The organism is Sulfurimonas marina (assembly GCF_014905095.1).
In the GTDB taxonomy this organism is placed as follows: Bacteria; Campylobacterota; Campylobacteria; order Campylobacterales; family Sulfurimonadaceae; genus Sulfurimonas; species Sulfurimonas marina.
Genome location: NZ_CP041165.1, coordinates 2,049,581 through 2,068,638 on the forward strand (window position 1 = coordinate 2,049,581; position 19,058 = coordinate 2,068,638).

Genomic DNA, 19,058 nt, shown 5'->3' on the forward strand with positions numbered 1-19,058 from the left:
CCCTTTATTTTAAACTATTTAAATATGCAATTAATGCAACGATCTCTGGAATCTCACCAGCTTCAACCGCTGCTTTAACTCTTGGATCTTTCATATCAGCTGCAACAATTTTTGCTTCTTCTAAAGCCATTGCTTTTGCATCTTCTAAATCTTTACCCATTTTAACAGTTACAGAACCGTCTTTAGTTGGAACTGCTTTGTTATAAGGAACAGAGAATACTTTAGAAACTGTTAATTGCTCAGCATAAACAGTATCGATATCTACAGTATTTTCAAACATCCATGGGTATGCAGGCATGATTGACTTAGGAACAACCTCTTCAGGGTTTTTCATATGGTGTTCATGCCAGTCAGTTGTTCTATAGTTACCAACACGCATTAAATCCGGACCAGTTCTTTTAGAACCCCAAAGGAATGGACGGTCATATGCGTACTCACCACTTAAAGAGTAGTGACCGTAACGGTCAGTCTCAGCTTTAAACGGACGAATAAGTTGTGAGTGACAAGCATTACAACTATTTTTAATGTATACGTGGCGACCAGCTAATTCTAAAGTAGAATATGGAGCTGTACCAACTACAGGACGAGATGCTTGTGCAAAGTTTGGAACGATTTCGATCAAACCAGCGAAAGCGATTACAACGAATACACCTACAGAGAATAAGAACGGGTGTTTTTCTAACCAATGAAACATAATATAATCCTCCCTCTCTTAAGCGCCCATAGGCGAAGCGTTTTTAAGCTCAGTCTCTTCAACTTGACGAGCAGACATAGTTTTGTAGATGTTATAAGCAAACATTACGAAACCGATTAAGTATAATAAACCACCAACACCACGGATAGTGTAGTATGGATGTAAAACAGTTACCGTATCAATAAATGAGTAAGCTAAGTTACCGAATTGATCGTGAGCACGCCACATCATACCTTGAGTGATACCTGCAATCCACATAGAAGTGAAGTATAAAACAACACCTAAAGTTTGGATCCAGAATTGAGCAGCCATTAACTTTTTAGAGTAGATCTCACGTTTAAATACACGTGGAGCCATATGATATAGCGCAGCCATAATCATAAATCCAACCCATCCAAGAACACCATCATGAACGTGACCAACGATCCAGTCAGTAAAGTGTGCAATAGCATTAACAGATTTAATCGCTTGAATCGGACCTTCTAAAGTTGAGAACATATAGAATGTAGAACCAAGAACCATAAACTTAATTAACGGAGACGCTGCAACTTGTTGCCACTCACCCTTCATTGTAAGAAGCATATTGATAGCAGAACCCCAAGATGGAAGAATAAGAACTACTGAGAAAATTGAACCCATAGTTTGCATCCAGTCTGGAACTGTTGAATATAATAAGTGGTGACCACCAGCCCATAAATATACGAACATTAAACCCCAGAAAGAAAGTAAAGAAAGTTTATAAGAATAAACCGCTTGACCAGATTCTTTTGGTAAGAAGTAGTAGATCATCGCAACGATAGGTACTGTGAAACCGAATGCAACTGCATTGTGTCCATACCACCATTGTACTAACGCATCATTTGTACCAGCATACATAGATACAGAGTGATACCAAGCACCGATACCACCAGAAGCAAAGTAAGTTGGAACTTCCATGTTGTTAAATAGATAAAGCATAGCTATACCTAAGAAAGTAGCAATGTAGTACCAGATAGAGATATATAAACTCTTCTCACGACGAATACCGATAAGACCGAAAATACTCATACCGAAAAGTACCCATACAACAACAACAGCGATATCAATCGGCCATTCAAATTCAGCATACTCTTTAGAAGTTGTTACACCAGCAAATAGTGATACTACAACAGCAACAACTACTAATAGGTATAACCAAAAGTGTAGTTTACCAATAGCCATTAAGAATTTAGATTCTCCCATTGATACTTTAAGTACACGTTGACCAACATAATACCAAGTAGCGAAAATACCACTTAATGTAAACCCGAAAATAACTGCATCAGTGTGCAGTGGACGAAGACGACTAAAGTTAGTGTATTCAGCTAAACCACTTCCTAAAATAGTATTAATACTAGGAAAAGCAAGTTCAAATGCTAAAATTACACCGATGAGCATCCCTACAAATCCTAAAAGAACTGTAGTAAGCATAAACATCTTTGCAACCGTATAGTCGTACTCTAATGGACGATTCTCCATATATAGCCTCCTTAAGATTCAAAGCAATTAAGCTTAATTTTAAAAAATTAAGCCAATTAACACATGTATATTAACAATACAAATGTTTAAATTATCTTAAAGTTAACATTTTTGTAACAATTTATTAACTTTTTGTTTACTTTAGAAATTTTATAAATGATTAAGCTATAATTAATTTTTAGAGGGGAGATAAGTTTTTTTAATAAAACTTATCTTTTAATGAGTGAAAGAAATTCTGAGAAGATGTAACGGCTCTCTTTTGGCCCAGGACTAGACTCCGGGTGATGCTGTACAGAGAAGATTGGCTCATCTTTATATTTTAGACCTTCAATAGTTCCATCAAAAAGGTTTGTATGTGTAACCTCTGCAATCTCAGTAATGTTATCAGGGACATTGTAATTATGGTTCTGTGCCGTAATCTCAACAAAACCAGTTTTTTCATTTTTCACAGGATGGTTACCGCCATGGTGACCAAACTTAAGCTTAAATGTATCATATCCATGTGAAATAGATAGAAGCTGATGCCCTAAACAGATACCAAACATTGGAACTTTAGCAGCAATCAGTTTTTTGATTTGTTCCTGCTCTTTTTTCAGTACTAGAGGATCTCCAGGTCCGTTTGATAAGAACACACCGTCAATAAGTTTAGAGTTATATTTTTCAATTAGATCTTCTGCTATAAAATCGTTAGGGATAACTTCAACACCGATACCTGCTGAAACAATCTCGTTTAGAATGTTTCTTTTTACACCGAAGTCAATAACAGCAATTTTTGCTTGCTCTTGCGGTGCATCATCGTATTTAAACTCTCTAGCGGCATAAGTACTTGTAGTGTGTTGATACGCTTCTTTTGTACTTACCTGCTCAATATAGTTTACATCTTCGATACGAGGAGAGTTCTCTAAAACTTTTTTCAGCTCATCTTTATCGCTAATTTCAGTAGATGCAATCATCATCATTGCACCCTCAGCTCTTAACATTTTTGTTAAATATCTTGTATCGATATCACAGATTCCCATAACATTGTGTTTTTCTAAGAAATTTGAGAGAGAATCTTCAGCACGGAAGTTAGAATATCTTGGCTGATACTTACGTACTAACATCCCTTTTGCATGAGCTTTTAAACTTTCCATATCTTGATCGTTAACACCAACGTTTCCAATCTCAGGCATTGTAAATGTCACAAACTGACCTGCGTATGAAGGGTCAGACATGATCTCTTGATATCCTGTCATAGAAGTATTGAATACAATCTCACCTACTTCTGTTTTTGAAGCACCGAAACTCTTTGCTTCAAGGTATGTTCCGTTCTCAAGATAGATATATACTTTTTTTAATTCTGCCATTTTTTACTCCATACCTCTTTTTAAAAGTTCTTCTTTGTAAAGTTTTTCATATAAAATCTCAAACTCATCAGTCCCCGGGATAAATTTACGTTTATATGAACGAATCTTATCCATTACTGCATCTTGAATCTCTGACGTATCTGCAATAAACGATGTGATTGAGTTGTAAATTATATTTTTTATACGATTTTCCGATACATCAAAATGGATTAGATCCTCTTCATAAAGTTCATCTAAAATCTTATGTGAAATATCTGAAAATCTTTCATCATAATCTAAAATAACACCAAATTCAGGTGCAAGTTTTTTCTTGATCATGAAAAAGAGTTGACGCTCATCTGCTAACATGAACTCAATCTCTTCCTCGTTAGCGTCGATCATCTCATTCACTTTCTCTTCAAGTGCCATCTCTTGTTTCACATTTGTTTCAAACACTTTTTGAGCTTCGTTCGCTACAGCTTCAAGTCCTTTAGTCATAGTCACAACACCACTTCTATTTAGATCAATTGCTATTTTATTCGATATATGGGGGATAGTTTTTAGTGATATTTTCATATGAATGACCTACTTATTTTAATAAATTTAGAAATTTTACAATAAGTTAGGTAAAAATTTGATTATTCGGCTAAAAGTTGTGTTAATTCCGAAGCTTTTTTTGCTTCCATTTTACTAAGTATTTTTCCAAGAATTTGAGGTTTTAAAGATTGCAGGATTTTTACCGCTTCACTCTTTTGCATATCTGACAAGATATTTGCAGCAGCAGCAGGTTTCATTTTTGCAAATGTTTGGGAAACTTTTCCCAGTTTTATAGATTTTAATTCAGCTAATGCTTTCTCGTTACGATCGAGCATTGTTTTTATGTTTTCTTCTCTTTTTTTGATCTCATCAAGTCTGTTGTTCACTTCCTCTTCTTGTTGATTCAGTTTTGTTTCTTTCTCTTTTAATAATGCTTCTGTTGCCGTTTTGAGAGATTGGAGAGCTTGTTTTTGTTCATCGATACGTTCTAGTTCAACAAGGAGTTCACTTTTTCTTTGTTTAAATATCTCTGTACATTCAAAAAGTCTGTCACTTGTTTCAAGTCCAAAAATAAATGTATAACAGATCGATAAAACTAATAAAAATCTCACTATGCTGACCTTTCTTTTTTCATAAATGTCATGAGCGCCACCTCATCTAACTCTTTAGCTTCTTTAATTTTCTCTTTTTTCTTGATAGCTTCTATCTCTTGAAGCTCCAGATATTGATATTTTTCATATTCTATCATATCACGTTTAAGTTGTTCTTTCGCCTCTTCTACCTCTCTTTGGGCAAAAACCACCCATCCTTCATTGTGATGAATTACAGAACGACCTGAATCTAAAAGTGCTCTATTTGAAAGAAAATCGGCAATAATTCCATTTTGAGGGGGTTGTATTTCGTTAAGTGCATCCAAAGAGTTTTGTAATGCTTCTTTGGCATTGTGAAGTGCAGCATTTTTTGCTTGAAGAACACGTTCACTCTTTTGCATAATGTTTTTTTTCACACTAACTAAAGAGCTGTATCGTGTCCGCATAGCAAATTCCTTATAAGATTATTGTATCATCTCTTTCCGGTGATGTCGATATTATACCAACTTTTGTTTTTGTAACCTCTTCGATCACTTTTACATACTCTTGAGCAGAAGCCGGCAGGTCTTCAAATTTTCTAGCACCTACAGAGTTACTCCAGCCTGTAAATGTTTTATAGATTGGTGTTACGTTTTCAAGATCTCCAGGAACATAGTCGATCTCTTTTCCATTATATTCGTATGCTACACACACTTTTACTTCATCGAAACCGTCAAGTACATCAAGCTTCATAAGTGCTAATTCATCACAGCCGTTTAAACGTGAAGCGTATCTTGTTGCAACTGCATCAAACCAACCACAACGTCTTGCACGACCTGTTGTTGTTCCAAACTCATGCCCTTGCTCACCAAGACGTTTTCCATCATCACCTAAATCTTCAGATGGGAACGGTCCGTTTCCTACACGTGTACAATAAGCTTTTACGATACCAGTTACTTTACCGATATCTTTGGGATTGATCCCAAGACCTGTACATGCACCCGCACTTACAGTTGAACTTGAAGTTACATATGGATATGTACCGTGATCAATGTCAAGCATAGTTCCTTGAGCACCCTCTAATAGAACTCTTTTATTCTCTTCATCAAGTGCTTTCCATACCATCTGTGTAGTATCTGTAATAAATGGTGCTAAATTCTCTTTAAAACCGTTTAGTTCAGCTAAAAGCTCTGCACGAGCTGGAGCTTTAACGTCCATAACATCGAAAATAGGTTTATTTTGCTCAAAATAGTCTAAAATTTTTGTACATAATGCTTCAGGGTTAAGCAGTTCACCAACACGGTGACCGATGCGGTTGATCTTGTCAGAGTAAGATGGCCCGATCCCTTTTCCAGTAGTACCGATCGCTTTATCACCTTTAAGACGCTCTTTTGCTTGATCAATTAAAGCATGGTATGAAAGGTTCAGATGTGCTTTATCAGAGATAAACAGACGCCCTTCCAAATTCTCAAATTGCTCCATCTCTTTGATAATAGACTCAGGAGAAAGTACTACACCGTTACCAACTACATTAATAGCTTTCGGATTTAGTACACCAGATGGAATAAGGTGAAGTGCATATTTTACACCGTCAACCCAGATAGTATGACCGGCATTATGACCACCTTGACTTCTACATACCATATCGTATTCAAGAGCAAGTTTATCAACTATCTTCCCTTTTCCTTCATCTCCCCATTGTATTCCTACAATAACATCAGCTTTCATTATTTCCCTTTACTTAATTCTTCACAAATTGTATCTGTATAGATTGCAAAACCTACAGAAGTCAGATCTTCATTTTTATATCTTCCACCACGAGCATACACTTCATTATTTACGATTGCTCTAAAGAACAGTTCATCATAATAAAGCATTTTCGCATAGTACATCGGTGCTAACACTGTATGTGCATATTGCATATCTTTACAAAGTGCTTTCATCTTTTCGAGTTCCACTTTAATTGGCTCAGGAACGATTTCAATCACTTCATCGATCTGCTCTACATGTTGTAAGTACACTAATTTATTTAACCACTCAACACCAAGCGATAAGAACTTATCTATATTGATATGTCTGAAGTCATCTATAGATAGTTCATCAAACATTCCATTGATTATTTTGGCAATTTTCATATTTGAGATCTGTACAAGCGGTTTTACTTCCAGCTTTTCAAAAATCTCTGTTGCAATATTGAGTACTGAAGCAAGATTTTTCTCACCCATATACTCAACACCCACCTGATACTGCTCAGTTGTAGGGTATGTAAATACAGGTTGAATGTAAAACCATTTCTTCTGAGTCGTATTGCTCCCAAGTCTTTTCTCAATAATACGTACAACATCAATAGTTGAATCGGCACGAAGAGAAAGTGCATTGTTTTTTTCATCATTAAGACGAATCAGTTCTCTCTCATCTGCGATCGACTGATGCTGATGATATGAAAAAACAGGTGTAACTATCTCTTCATACTCTTTTGCATCTAAAATGTCACTCGCTACTTTTTCGATATGACGTTTTATCTTTGCAGATTGACCAAAATAAAGCTTTGAACCGTTTGGTATCTCGTGTTCTAAAATCATTACTTACCTAGCTTAAATGTTACTTCGTTAAAAATTTTGTTTGCCGTTCCATCGTATTTACGACGACCTAGTTTGTCAAGTGCTAGTTCTACTGCATTAACAACCCAGCTCATCTCGTAATCATTAATAAGCCCCATTTGGTTAATTCTAAAGATTTTACCTTTAAGGTGATCTTGTCCACCCGCAACATTTACTTGCATCTCTTTTTTCAGAATATTTCTAATTTCGTTTGCGTTTTCATCATCGATCGTAGTCATAGACTTCGCCGGTGATTTTGGATATACATGCAATCCAAGTGCTTCCATTGCAGCTTTTACAGCTTCAGCGCGAACAGCAGTTTTTTCATAAAGTGCTTCAATACCACCCTCTTCTTCAATCATCTCTAAAATCTTTAAAAGACCGATGATTAAAGTTGTAGCAGCTGTATAAGCAGTCGTATTTTCACGTTGTTTTTTAATCTCGCTTGCTAAATTTAGGTAGTATCCTTTACCGCTTCCAATTTTCTCAATTGCAGCGTTTGAAAGACCAATAATAGCAAGTCCAGGAGGAAGCATTAATGCTTTTTGGCTTCCCGCTAAAATAGCATCGATATTTGTTACGTCAATCGGCTCAACACCTACAGCAGTAATACCGTCTGCAATAATCATAATGTTTGGATTTACAGCTTTCACAGCAGCAGCTAATTCTTCAACAGGATGACGAAGACCACCTGCAGATTCACTGATTTGTACTGCGATTGCATCAATATCAGGATTTTGCTTGATTGCTTCAACGATAGCGTCAACACTTACAGGTGTATCCCATTCGTTTTTAATCTCAACTTGCTTTAAACCGTGAGCAACGGCAATCTTTCCAAAACGCTCACCGAATTTTCCAGAGTTTACGTTAAGTAAAGTGTTATGACACAGGTTGATAACTGCAGCTTCCATAACACCTGTACCACTTGAAGAGATCATTACAACCTCATCAGTTTTAAATAAGTTAAAAAGATGTTTACGAGTTTTTTCAAAAATAGCTTCAAACTCAGGTGTACGGTGATGGATTGTCTCCTCAGCCATAGCATTTCTAACATTTTGTGGTACCGGAGTCGGTCCAGGTGTAAAAAGTAACATATATATTTTCCTACATTTTGAGTGTTTACAAATAAAACCTCGAATTATATCCAAATAAGTTTAAAATTATAATTAGTCTATGATAGAATTACGGTCATGGATATATTTCAATCAATAATAATGGGTATTATAGAGGGGTTCACGGAGTTTTTACCTATCTCCTCAACAGGGCATCTTATAGTTGCCAGTGACCTTCTTGGAATCGATCAGACAAATGTTACAAAAGCATACGAAGTGATCATTCAATTTGCCGCAATTCTCGCAGTTGTTTTCAACTATAAAGAAAAATTTACAATTAAAAAAATAGATCTTTGGACAAAAGTGTTTTTAGCATTTATCCCTATCGGAACGGTAGGATTTCTTTTTTCCCACCAGATCAAAGAGCTCTTTAGTGTAAATGTCGTAGCAACAATGTTTATTATCGGCGGTATTATCTTCTTAATAGTTGAGAAATTTTACATACCTCAAGAGACAAACCTTATAGAAGATGTGGAAAAAGTACCTCTTAAAAAAGCGATGTGGATCGGAGTAGCTCAGGTATTTGCACTTATTCCCGGAACAAGCCGTGCCGGTTCTACAATCATAGGTGCTTTGCTTGTAGGTCTTAGCCGCAAAGCTTCGGCTGAGTTTAGTTTTTTGCTTGCATTTCCGGTTATGAGTGCAGTAACTTTTTATGATCTGCTTAAACACTATCATGAGTTTTCATCGGAAAATCTGGAAGTTTTGGCTGTCGGGTTTGTAGTTTCTTTTTTTGTAGCTTATCTTACAATCAAACTCTTTTTAAAGTTTTTAGAACGTTTTACCTTCGTAGCATTTGGAGTCTATAGAATTATTTTTGGAGTTGTTTTACTGCTTTGGAACTAATTTTGCTGATTCTCTGATATACATAGGAGGATCTTATGCAAAGACTTAAAAAATGTAACGCTCGTTTACATTCATTATTAGAAAAAATAGAAAAATCTTTTCAAAAAGTAGGTTGCAGATTTTTATAAAGTTTGCAACACTACTCTCGCTAGTCTTAATGCTTTAGAGCGATGAGACAACTCTTTTTTTATATCATCATCTAACTGCCCCAAAGTTTTATCAAACCCTTCAGGTATAAACATAGGATCGTATCCAAAACCGCCGTCACCTATTGCTTCAGTTATTGCAGTTCCATACATCCAGCCATGCACGGTTTTTTCTTTGTTTTTCGTCACGATTGCAATCGCAGCCGTATAGTGAGCAGGTGATGATGTTACACCCTTTGCCTTAATATCCTCGATCAGTTTATAAAGGTTCTCTTTATCACTTGCATTTTCACCTGCATATCTCGCACTGTAGATACCAGGGGCACCGCCCAGTACATCTACGCTAATGCCGCTGTCATCTGCGATCACAACTACATCTTCATCACCTAAAGCCTCATATACCGCTCTTGCTTTTATAAGTGCATTGTCTTTAAACGTATCTGCATCTTCAACGATCTCAAACGCCTCTATTAGATCTGTATAAGGAACAACTTCGTAAGCTTTACATAACTCTCTTATCTCTCTTACTTTCCCTTTATTCGATGTTGCCAATACTAGTTTCAAATCTTTTCCTTACGTTTATAAATAATAACTATAATTGCAGAATTATACTATAAAGGGTTTCAAGAATGTTTAAAAAAGTCTTACCGCTTTCATCAATCTTATTCTTAAGATTTCTAGGGTTATTTTTAGTACTTCCCGTACTTTCTGTTTATGCACTTGATTTAGAAGGTGCTACTCCGTTTTTAGTTGGTGTTATTGTTGGGGGTTACGCTTTAACACAGGCTATTTTTCAAGTACCGTTTGGTTCTATGAGTGACAAGATAGGAAGAAAGCCAACTATTCTTTTTGGTCTGCTTATCTTTTTAATCGGTTCACTTATCTGTGCATATTCAGATGATATCTATATGCTTATGCTTGGACGTTTCTTACAAGGTGCAGGTGCTATCGGTGCTGTTGTTACTGCGATGATTGCTGACCTTGTAGAGGAGAAAACTCGCGGGCATGCCATGGCTATCATGGGTGGATTTATCGCTATGAGTTTTGCTGCTGCTATGGCTCTTGGACCAGTTCTTGCATCAAGTTTCGGAATCGACACAATCTTTTTAATAACTGCCGTTTTAGCTGTTATCTCGATCGTAATCTTATTTACAAAGGTACCGACACCTCCGAAGATCAAGCACATCTACCACAAAGATGCAAAAACAGCAGATATTATAAAAGATCCGAACCTTCTTGGTATGATCATTATCAATGCTATGCAAAAAGGTCTAATGACTGCTGCGTTTGTTATTATCCCTGTATTTTTAACAAAGCCTGAGTATGGTTTTAATTGGGAGAAGAGTGAGCTTTGGATGGTATATGTTCCGGCAATGATCGCAGGTATTTTAGCAATGGGGCCTGCTGCTGTTTTTGGGGAAAAGAGAAATATTCCTAAACAGATCTTTATGGTAAGTATCGTTCTTTTTACAGCTTCATTTTTAATGATGGGACTTACAACTTCAAGCTCTGTTTTTGTAGCTGCTGTTATTATGTTCTTTATAGCATTTAATATGATGGAACCTTTAGTTCAGTCAATGATCTCAAAATTTGCAAAAGTACACCAAAAGGGTGCAGCACTTGGTATCTCTAACTCGGCTGCATATTTTATGACATTTATCGGCGGTACGTTTGCAGGACTTTACCTGGATGTAAGTTCTCGCGAGACTCTAGGGATGACAATTGGGGCTATCGGTCTTGTATGGTTTCTTTTCACTATGATTAAAATGAAAAACCCTATTAAATATTCTCACCTTATCACACCTGAAAATGAAGTGGACTTTGATAAACTGGAAAGTTTAGAGAGTGAACATATCGCTGAATGGTTTATAAATGAAACAGAAAAAGTAGTAGTTGTGAAGTATCACCAAGAACAGCTAAGTGAAGATGATTTAAAAGCAAAAATATCAAATAACTAAAAAAGGATCAAGATGCCCAATGTCTCATCGTTAACAAAAATTCAATATGCCAATATAATCTCTCTTGCAATTTTTACCGTTGCACTGGTAATAGAGATCTATCATTATGGTTTTGATGTACTACGCGTTGTCAACATAGCAAACTTTGCTCTAGCGTGGTTTATGTTTATCAATATAAGAAAAGTCCAGTCAAACATAAGACTCTTCAGTAGTGCCATGTCAGATACTGAATCTGGGGTACTAAACAAAAATATTGAAGATTATAACGATGGTGGGGAACTTGAAGAGTTACGTAAAAAATTCAACTCCCTTTCTAAACAACTTAACCTGTTTGTAACTTCTGTATCGGCATCTATTACCCAAGCAAGTTCAAAAGCATCTTATCCGCATATAGATGAACAAAACTTCAAAGGGCAATTTCTTGAAAATGTCAATATTACAAATCAAGCAATTGCAAATATGAAAGCCGATACTACTCACATTGAGAACTCAGAGCTCAATGCCCATATCTCAAATATAGGTCAAGGTGTTGTAGGTGAGTTGGTTTTACTTCAAGGTGACTTATCCAAATCACTTCAAAGTCTTGACAAGATTGTAGAAGTAAGTAAGCTTACAGAAGACTCTGTTGAAGCGAGCAATGTAGCTATAAATGATGTAAGTAACAATCTTCACAGCTTGATACAAGGTGTTCATGATTCATCACAAAAGATAGATGAACTCAATCAAAAAACTTCAGATATCAACTCTATAGTTGACCTTATTAAAGATATTGCAGATCAAACAAACCTTCTTGCACTTAATGCTGCGATTGAAGCTGCACGTGCAGGTGAACATGGTCGTGGATTTGCAGTTGTAGCTGATGAAGTACGTCAACTGGCTGAACGTACACAAAAAGCTACAAGTGAGATATCTATATCTATTCAAACGTTCCAACAAGATGCTTCAGACCTCCAAGAGGGTTCAACTTCTATGATAGAGACAACGAAAGTATCAAGTGAAACTATCGATAACTTTACATCTATTCTTAACGGCTTTAAAAATGATGCAAAAACTGCCTCTACATATGCATCTAACTTGGAGAGCATGGTTTATGTTATTCTTGCTAAAATAGATCATACTATATATAAATCAAACGCTTACTCTTCTGTATTTAGAAGAGAAAGAAAAGCAGAGTTTCCTTCACCGACATCTTGTTCACTTGGTAAGTGGTATCAGGGATTTGCACAAGAAAAATTTGGGCACACTGATTCATATCGTGCTATCGATATCCCACATAAAGAGATTCACCGCTTGGTTGATAAAAATATATCGTATGTATATCCTGACAATAAAGTACTTGAAAATAAAGATGAAGTTATTGAAAACTTTAAAAATATAGAAGATAATAGTGCGAAACTATATAAGCTAATGGAAGAGATGCTCGATAAAAATCTTCAGCAATAACAATATGCAAACAGAGCTAGTAGGCTCTGTTTATCCTCTGTGAAGCGTATCTAGAAGTTTAAACAATTCAGAAGAAGCACCTTCCATCTCTGCAAATAGCTTTTTAACTTTTTCATTATCCACATCTTTATCTTTAAGTAGGTTCATAACCTCTTTAATATTTTCGTGAATTGCACGGTGCGGTTGCTCTATCTGAATAAAGTTTTTATTTTTTCCAAATGTATTTTTTCCCTCATTACCATACCATTTTCCTAAATTACACATAGTGTGATCTGTTATAGAATCTGAAGGTTTACGTTGAAAAATAGCGTCATATCCGTTATTTTTCACAATGATATGATCAAGTTTCATTGAACTAAGCAGCAGCTCTTGTTCAACAATATTGTTTTCATCTTTAATAGTATTTGCATTCTCTATCAGTTTTGCCAGGATATCTCTAAACTGGTCTAGTTTTTCCTGTGACGAATCTGCATACCCTTGAATCTTCTCACTGTTCTCTTCCATAGTTACAGAATTTTGTTTAAGGATATTGATATTTACTTCAACCTCCGCCGTTGCTTTTTGAGTACGTTCTGCAAGTTTTCTAACCTCGTCGGCTACAACTGCAAAACCACGACCATGTTCCCCTGCACGTGCAGCTTCAATTGCTGCATTAAGTGCAAGTAAGTTTGTTTGGTCTGAAATATCTTTAATAAGAGCCGTTACAGCCGAAATCTCTTGAACATTTGTGGTCAACTGCTCAGACGATTCCCTTGTATGCCCAATCATCTCTGTAATATTTGCAATCGTATCTATAACTTCATCAGTTGTTGATGTCACATCTGCGATAACTTCCGAATTATCATCATTAAGAGTATTTACCTCTTTAATTGCACCTATGTTGTTTTGTAAGCTCGTTCGTAAATTGTTTGAATTATCTACAGAGCCTTTAATCATTTTGTGAGCTAAATCAACATTGAGTTGACTTTTATCCATAATTTCTATAACCTCTTGCGCTTTATGATCAGCTTCTTGTGCTTTCATTTGCGCTTCTTCTGCCAGTTTCTCAACTTTATCAATAAAAGCATTAAAACTTTGACTTGCATGTCCAAGCTCATCACTGCTGTTTACCGGTAAACGTTTTGAAAAGTCAGCATCACCTTGTGCCAATTCACTCGCTACAACATCTAAATGCTTTATAGGGTCTGTAACAGATCTTTTGATCACCATTATTAAAAAGAGTAAAATTAAAATATCAATAACTAAAATAATATAGACTTGTCTCAATAAAGAATCTTTAGACTGTGAAATCACCTTATTTACATTTGCTACATTCTCACCAATCAAAGCGTATGCGACTGTATTTCCGGAAAAATCCTGAATCGGTTTTGAGATTACAAAGTAATTTTCAGTAATTGTAAATGCTTCATCTCCCGTAAGATCAACATTTTCCAGATCTAAAAGGTATGCAGGATCAATATTTTTCTCATTTACAGCGAGTGTATAGTCTCCAACTTTTTTTGCATTTTTTAAAGAGCTTGCAACTGAAAGGTACTCATTTTTCATCACGATTGCTATATCGTAACCATAATTTTTCTTTGCAGAACGTACAATAGAATTTAAACCCTGCATAAACTCTACAGAACCTAAATATTTTTCACCGTTTATAATTGGAGATAACCCACGTAGCACAAGCCCTGCACGCCCTAGTTCTATAGCTACAAGAGGCTCTTTTTTTGCTTTAACACTTTTTATAGTCTCTCTAAAACCACTTAGATCATCACCATACTTTTCAGGCTTCCATGAACGTAAAAAACTATGTAAATTTGCATCATGTACATGTACTTTAATATTTTTATAGTTTGTATTTTTTTTAAACTCTTTAGAAAAATCTTCTAAACCTCGTATTGCTATTGTTCTATCATTGTTTTCTAAAGCTTTAACAACACTATAGTTTTGAGAAATGTTAATGGCATTGGTAATTCCAATATCTTTTTTTGTATCAAGTGCCTCATCAAAAAGAGTTCTTAATGCCTTTGATTCATTACTGTACACATCTTTTTCTAAATCTGCCATAGAATAAAAAAAATTTACAATGATAATCATTGTTCCGACAAACATAGAAAAAATAAGTGGAATATGTATCTTTTTACTGATTGACCATGACTTTATATTAATCATAATTAAATCTCCTTACACATTATGGTAGTTAATATTAGAGGATACAACAATTTTGTAAAATAAGAATAAAAAGTGGAAGAAAGCAGAGGAGTTTTCCCCTACTTTTGTAGTCTAAATATTATTTTTTATTAGGTACTACGTACATATTGTAGTAGCGTCCTTCAAACTTAGGTGGTTTTTCCATAGTTGCTATATCTTCAACCATTGGCCACACTTGTTCAAGAACCTCTTTAGCAGCTTCAGGGTGAGCCATTTCACGCCCTTTTAGAAATACTCTAAATTTTACGTGATACCCTTTTTCTAAAAATTCTCTAGCATGCTTTACTTTATAAGTAACATCATTTTCGGCAATTTTTACAGAAAGCTTGATCTCTTTAACAACGATTTTCACTTGGTTTTTACGTTGTTCCTTCAGTTTTTTCTCTTCTTGGTATTTGAATTTACCATAGTCCATAATCTTAGCAACCGGTGGTTTTGCCTGAGGAGCGATTAGTACTAAGTCTAATCCTAACTCATTTGCTTTATCCATTGCTTCATCTGTAGAGATAATCCCTAAAGATTCTCCACCATCTAAGTTACATCTTACTTCAGGAACGCGAATATCGTCGTTCATTATGACACGGTCTGTCTTTTTACTCAAAAATTTACCTCATTAATTTTAGTTTGAATCAGTTGAAGGAACTCTTCCTCACTCAAGCTGTACTGCTCTCTCGTACGTCTATCACGAATAGAAACTGTTTTGTTTTCTATCTCTTCATCACCGATAACTACGATCATAGGTACACGCGTTTTTTCCGCTGTTCTGATTCTTTTGTTTAAAGAATCATTCTTACCATATATCTCACTATCGGCATTTATATCAATAAGTTTATCTGATAAAACCTTAGCATAATCTTTATGCGTCTCTGCTACAGGAACGATTGCAACCTGTGTAGGAGCAATGAACATTGGGAATTCACCCGCATAATGTTCAGTTAAAATACCGATAAATCTTTCAAAAGAACCAAGGATTGCACGGTGGATCATAACCGGTTGGATCTTCTCATTTCCTTCACCGTTATACTCCAGCTCAAAACGTGCAGGAAGGTTAAAGTCAAGTTGAACAGTACCACATTGCCACTCACGTCCGATAGCATCCGTGATCTTAATATCGATCTTAGGACCGTAGAAAGCTCCACCACCCTCATCTAGAGAGTATGGAAGAGAGTTTTTCTCCATTGCAGTTTTAAGTGCATTTTCCGCAGTTTCCCAAACAGCATCGTCACCAACAGCTTTTTCAGGTTTTGTTGAGATCATCATCTTATAATCAAAATCGAAAGTTGACATGATCTTATCAACAAAGTCAACAACTTCAATGATCTGCTCTTCAATCTGATCAGATGTACAGAAGATATGTGCATCATCTTGAGTGAACTCACGTACACGGAAAAGCCCGTGAAGTGCACCTGTCATTTCGTGACGGTGAACTACTCCGTACTCGAAAAACTTCAGTGGAAGATCACGGTAAGAGTGTAAATCTTCTTCATATACTTTAATGTGACCTACACAGTTCATAGGTTTTACACCAAACTCGATCTCGTCGATGTTTGTAAAGTACATATTTTCACCGTAGTTTTGGTAGTGTCCAGATGTCATCCATAGATCACTTCTTAACATCTCCGGACCACGAACAGGCTCATACCCACGTTTACGGTGTGCTTTAAATAGTAGTGATTCTAGTCTTGCACGAAGACGTCCACCAGCCGGTAACCAGATCGGAAAACCTGCTCCAACTTCCTCACGGAATGTGAAAAGTTTCATCTCTCCACCAACTTTACGGTGATCACGCTTTTCAGCTTCTGCGATCATATCCATGTGTGCTTTTAAAGACTCTTTATCTGCAAATGCGATCCCGTAGATACGAGTTAACATCTCATTTTTAGAATCTCCCCCAAGGTAAGCACCAGAGATCTTTGTCAGTTTAAAGTTTCTAATTAAACCGATGTTCGGTAAGTGTGGTCCACGACAAAGGTCTTCGAATTCACCTTGTTTGTAGATAGATACTTCATCACTTGGGATCATATCTAGTACTGCTTGTTTTAGATGATCGTCTGCGAACTTTGTACGAGCTTCCTCTTTAGTAATAGAATACTTTTCGATCTCAAATTTTTTCTTTGCGAAAGAGAGCATCTGTTTCTCAATCTTTTTTAGATCACCTTCACCAATCTCTTCAGATGTTTTAAAGTCGTAGTAAAATCCCTCTTTTACAACAGGACCTACGTAAAACTCAGCATCTGGATAAAGTGACTTGATAGCTTGAGCCATAAGGTGTGCTGTTGAATGACGAAGTACCTCTAAAGAGTCTTCAGAGTTATCAAGGTGAATTTGCTCACCCTCAAAACCTTTCTCTTTAGCAGTTTGCAAATCTATGATTTCGTCATTGTGTTTTATTGCTATTGCGTTCAATTTTTTCCCTTTCTAAAGTTCAGTTTTTAAAACAGCACCGTTTGCTGCATTTGATACTAACAGTTGATATCTTTTTAGCCATTTTGATTTTACTTCATTTTTGTACGGTTTGAAGTGAAGTCTTCTTTGCTCTAACACTTCATAATCTACATTAAGTTGTAATTTATGAGTATCCACATCGATCTCGATCTCATCACCATCTTCAATTAAAGCGATTAGACCACCTTCAGCAGCTTCCGGAGAAACGTGACCGATTGAAGCACCGCGAGTAGCACCAGAGAATCTTCCGTCTGTAATTAATGCAACAGACTCACCAAGTCCCATACCCATAATAAGTGAAGTTGGTGCCAGCATCTCTTGCATACCTGGTCCACCTTTTGGTCCTTCGTAACGGATAACTACAACATCACCAGCTTTTACTTTATGAGACATAATTCCCGTAATAGCTTCAGGCTGAGAGTTGAAACAGATAGCTTTCCCTTTGAATTGACGCATACTTGGTGCAATTCCTGCTGTTTTTACAACCGCACCCTCTTCTGCCAAGTTACCAAATAAAATTGAAAGACCACCAACTTGAGAGTAAGCGTTTTCATTTGTGTGAATGATCGAAGTATCTTTGATCTCCGCATCTTTAATTCTCTCACCTAAAGTTTCACCAGTTACAGTCGGGTTATCAAGGAATAAAAGGTCATCACCACGGCGACTTACCTCTTTCATAACGGCATTTACACCACCCGCTTTGTTGATATCATCCATATGTACAGTTGATAATGATGGTGAAATTTTTGCAATGTGTGCTACTTTTTGGCTGATCTCATTAATCTTAGTGATATCAAACTCAACTTCAGCCTCTTTTGCAATCGCTAAAAGGTGAAGAACCGTATTTGAACTTCCACCCATAGCCATATCTACAACAAATGCATTATGGATAGCTTTTTCATTCAGTACATTTCTAAGGTTGTACTTCGGATCGTTTGCTTTAGCCATCTCAACAACACGTTTAGCCGCTTGTTTTACAAGTTCGATTCTCTCAGGAGTCATCGCGAGTATTGTTCCGTTACCAGGAAGTGCAATACCCATAGCTTCAGATAATGTGTTCATAGAGTTTGCAGTAAACATACCTGAACAACTACCACCTGATGGACAAGCTTCACACTCGATCTCGTAAAGTTCCTCTTCGCTCATTTTTCCGTCATTGAACTTTCCAACTGCTTCAAACGCTGTTGCTAAGTCGATCGGAGTTCCGTCTTTTTTGTGTCCAGCTTTCATAGGGCCACCAGAAACAAATACTGTCGGAACGTTTACACGAAGTGCTCCCATGATCATACCCGGAACAATTTTGTCACAGTTAGGAATACAGATCATTGCATCTAACTTATGAGCATTCATAACTGTTTCGATTGAATCTGCGATCAGTTCACGAGACGGTAATGAATATAACATACCATCGTGTCCCATTGCGATCCCGTCGTCAACACCGATGGTGTTAAATTCAAAAGGAACACCACCAGCCTCACGTATAGCCTCTTTAACGATACGGCCATACTCTTGTAGGAAGAAGTGTCCTGGAATAATATCTATAAAACTGTTTGCAACTCCGATAAACGGTTTATCGAAATCTTCATCTTTTAAACCCGTTGCACGAAGTAGTGAACGGTGTGGAGCTTTATCAAACCCCTTTTTGATAGTATCACTTCTCATAAAAATCCCTATATATATAGTTTGT

The 19,058-nt window shown here is 36.4% G+C and carries 16 protein-coding genes and 1 pseudogene; 3 read left to right on the forward strand and 14 right to left on the reverse strand.

What is annotated here, in order from left to right; translation table 11 throughout:
* Positions 1 to 4 precede the first annotated feature (4 nt).
* The 9 genes from ccoO to FJR03_RS10485 form a co-directional block, all read right to left on the reverse strand.
* Positions 5 to 694 carry a cytochrome-c oxidase, cbb3-type subunit II gene (ccoO, locus tag FJR03_RS10445; RefSeq protein ID WP_193113449.1) on the reverse strand — a complete coding sequence of 230 codons (690 nt, stop codon included), beginning with the start codon at positions 692 to 694 and terminating at the stop codon, positions 5 to 7.
* A gap of 18 nt (positions 695 to 712) precedes the next feature.
* A complete protein-coding gene (ccoN, locus tag FJR03_RS10450) occupies positions 713 to 2,191 on the reverse strand; it encodes a cytochrome-c oxidase, cbb3-type subunit I (RefSeq protein ID WP_193113450.1) in 1,479 nt (492 codons plus the stop codon).
* Positions 2,192 to 2,400: 209 nt separating this feature from the next.
* Positions 2,401 to 3,537, reverse strand: coding sequence for a glutamine-hydrolyzing carbamoyl-phosphate synthase small subunit (carA, locus tag FJR03_RS10455; RefSeq protein ID WP_193113451.1), 1,137 nt, complete (start codon positions 3,535 to 3,537; stop codon positions 2,401 to 2,403).
* A gap of 3 nt (positions 3,538 to 3,540) precedes the next feature.
* Positions 3,541 to 4,092, reverse strand: a complete 552-nt coding sequence (locus tag FJR03_RS10460; protein WP_193113452.1) for a DUF507 family protein — start codon at positions 4,090 to 4,092, stop codon at positions 3,541 to 3,543.
* Between the two features lie 62 nt (positions 4,093 to 4,154).
* Positions 4,155 to 4,664 carry a MotE family protein gene (locus FJR03_RS10465; protein ID WP_193113453.1) on the reverse strand — a complete coding sequence of 170 codons (510 nt, stop codon included), beginning with the start codon at positions 4,662 to 4,664 and terminating at the stop codon, positions 4,155 to 4,157.
* Positions 4,664 to 5,089 (reverse strand): flagellar export protein FliJ, encoded by a 426-nt coding sequence (locus FJR03_RS10470; protein ID WP_193113454.1) that lies wholly within the window; start codon positions 5,087 to 5,089, stop codon positions 4,664 to 4,666. The genes FJR03_RS10465 and FJR03_RS10470 overlap by 1 nt, the downstream gene beginning before the upstream one ends.
* Positions 5,090 to 5,099: 10 nt before the next feature.
* Positions 5,100 to 6,353 (reverse strand): adenylosuccinate synthase, encoded by a 1,254-nt coding sequence (locus FJR03_RS10475; RefSeq protein WP_193114809.1) that lies wholly within the window; start codon positions 6,351 to 6,353, stop codon positions 5,100 to 5,102.
* Entirely contained in the window at positions 6,350 to 7,204 is an 855-nt protein-coding gene (locus tag FJR03_RS10480; protein ID WP_193113455.1) for an ATP phosphoribosyltransferase regulatory subunit, read from the reverse strand. Before FJR03_RS10480 ends, FJR03_RS10475 begins: the two co-directional genes overlap by 4 nt.
* On the reverse strand, positions 7,204 to 8,316 hold the full coding sequence (locus tag FJR03_RS10485; RefSeq protein ID WP_193113456.1) for a pyridoxal-phosphate-dependent aminotransferase family protein: 1,113 nt from the start codon (positions 8,314 to 8,316) through the stop codon (positions 7,204 to 7,206). Before FJR03_RS10485 ends, FJR03_RS10480 begins: the two co-directional genes overlap by 1 nt.
* Positions 8,317 to 8,412: 96 nt before the next feature.
* Between FJR03_RS10485 and FJR03_RS10490 the strand changes: the two genes are divergently transcribed.
* Entirely contained in the window at positions 8,413 to 9,180 is a 768-nt protein-coding gene (locus FJR03_RS10490; protein ID WP_193113457.1) for an undecaprenyl-diphosphate phosphatase, read from the forward strand.
* 122 nt (positions 9,181 to 9,302) lie between these two features.
* Here FJR03_RS10490 and rdgB read toward each other — a convergent pair whose 3' ends face one another.
* Entirely contained in the window at positions 9,303 to 9,890 is a 588-nt protein-coding gene (gene rdgB / locus FJR03_RS10495; RefSeq protein WP_193113458.1) for an RdgB/HAM1 family non-canonical purine NTP pyrophosphatase, read from the reverse strand.
* Between the two features lie 65 nt (positions 9,891 to 9,955).
* On the opposite strand from rdgB, the gene FJR03_RS10500 reads away from it, so the two are divergent.
* Both FJR03_RS10500 and FJR03_RS11905 read left to right on the forward strand, forming a co-directional pair.
* Positions 9,956 to 11,284, forward strand: a complete 1,329-nt coding sequence (locus FJR03_RS10500; RefSeq protein WP_193113459.1) for an MFS transporter — start codon at positions 9,956 to 9,958, stop codon at positions 11,282 to 11,284.
* Between the two features lie 738 nt (positions 11,285 to 12,022).
* Positions 12,023 to 12,727 (forward strand): annotated as a pseudogene (locus tag FJR03_RS11905) (methyl-accepting chemotaxis protein); the annotation flags it as partial.
* Positions 12,728 to 12,757: 30 nt separating this feature from the next.
* Here the strand turns inward: FJR03_RS11905 and FJR03_RS10510 are convergent.
* The 4 genes from FJR03_RS10510 to ilvD form a co-directional block, all read right to left on the reverse strand.
* Positions 12,758 to 14,887: a methyl-accepting chemotaxis protein gene (locus FJR03_RS10510; RefSeq protein ID WP_193113461.1), complete on the reverse strand. Its 2,130-nt coding sequence runs from the start codon at positions 14,885 to 14,887 to the stop codon at positions 12,758 to 12,760.
* Between the two features lie 118 nt (positions 14,888 to 15,005).
* Complete coding sequence (gene infC, locus FJR03_RS10515; protein WP_193114810.1) at positions 15,006 to 15,500, reverse strand: translation initiation factor IF-3; 495 nt, start codon at positions 15,498 to 15,500, stop codon at positions 15,006 to 15,008.
* Between the two features lie 23 nt (positions 15,501 to 15,523).
* A complete protein-coding gene (gene thrS, locus FJR03_RS10520) occupies positions 15,524 to 17,332 on the reverse strand; it encodes a threonine--tRNA ligase (protein ID WP_193113462.1) in 1,809 nt (602 codons plus the stop codon).
* 12 nt (positions 17,333 to 17,344) lie between these two features.
* Positions 17,345 to 19,033 carry a dihydroxy-acid dehydratase gene (gene ilvD / locus FJR03_RS10525; protein WP_193113463.1) on the reverse strand — a complete coding sequence of 563 codons (1,689 nt, stop codon included), beginning with the start codon at positions 19,031 to 19,033 and terminating at the stop codon, positions 17,345 to 17,347.
* Positions 19,034 to 19,058: the final 25 nt, after the last annotated feature.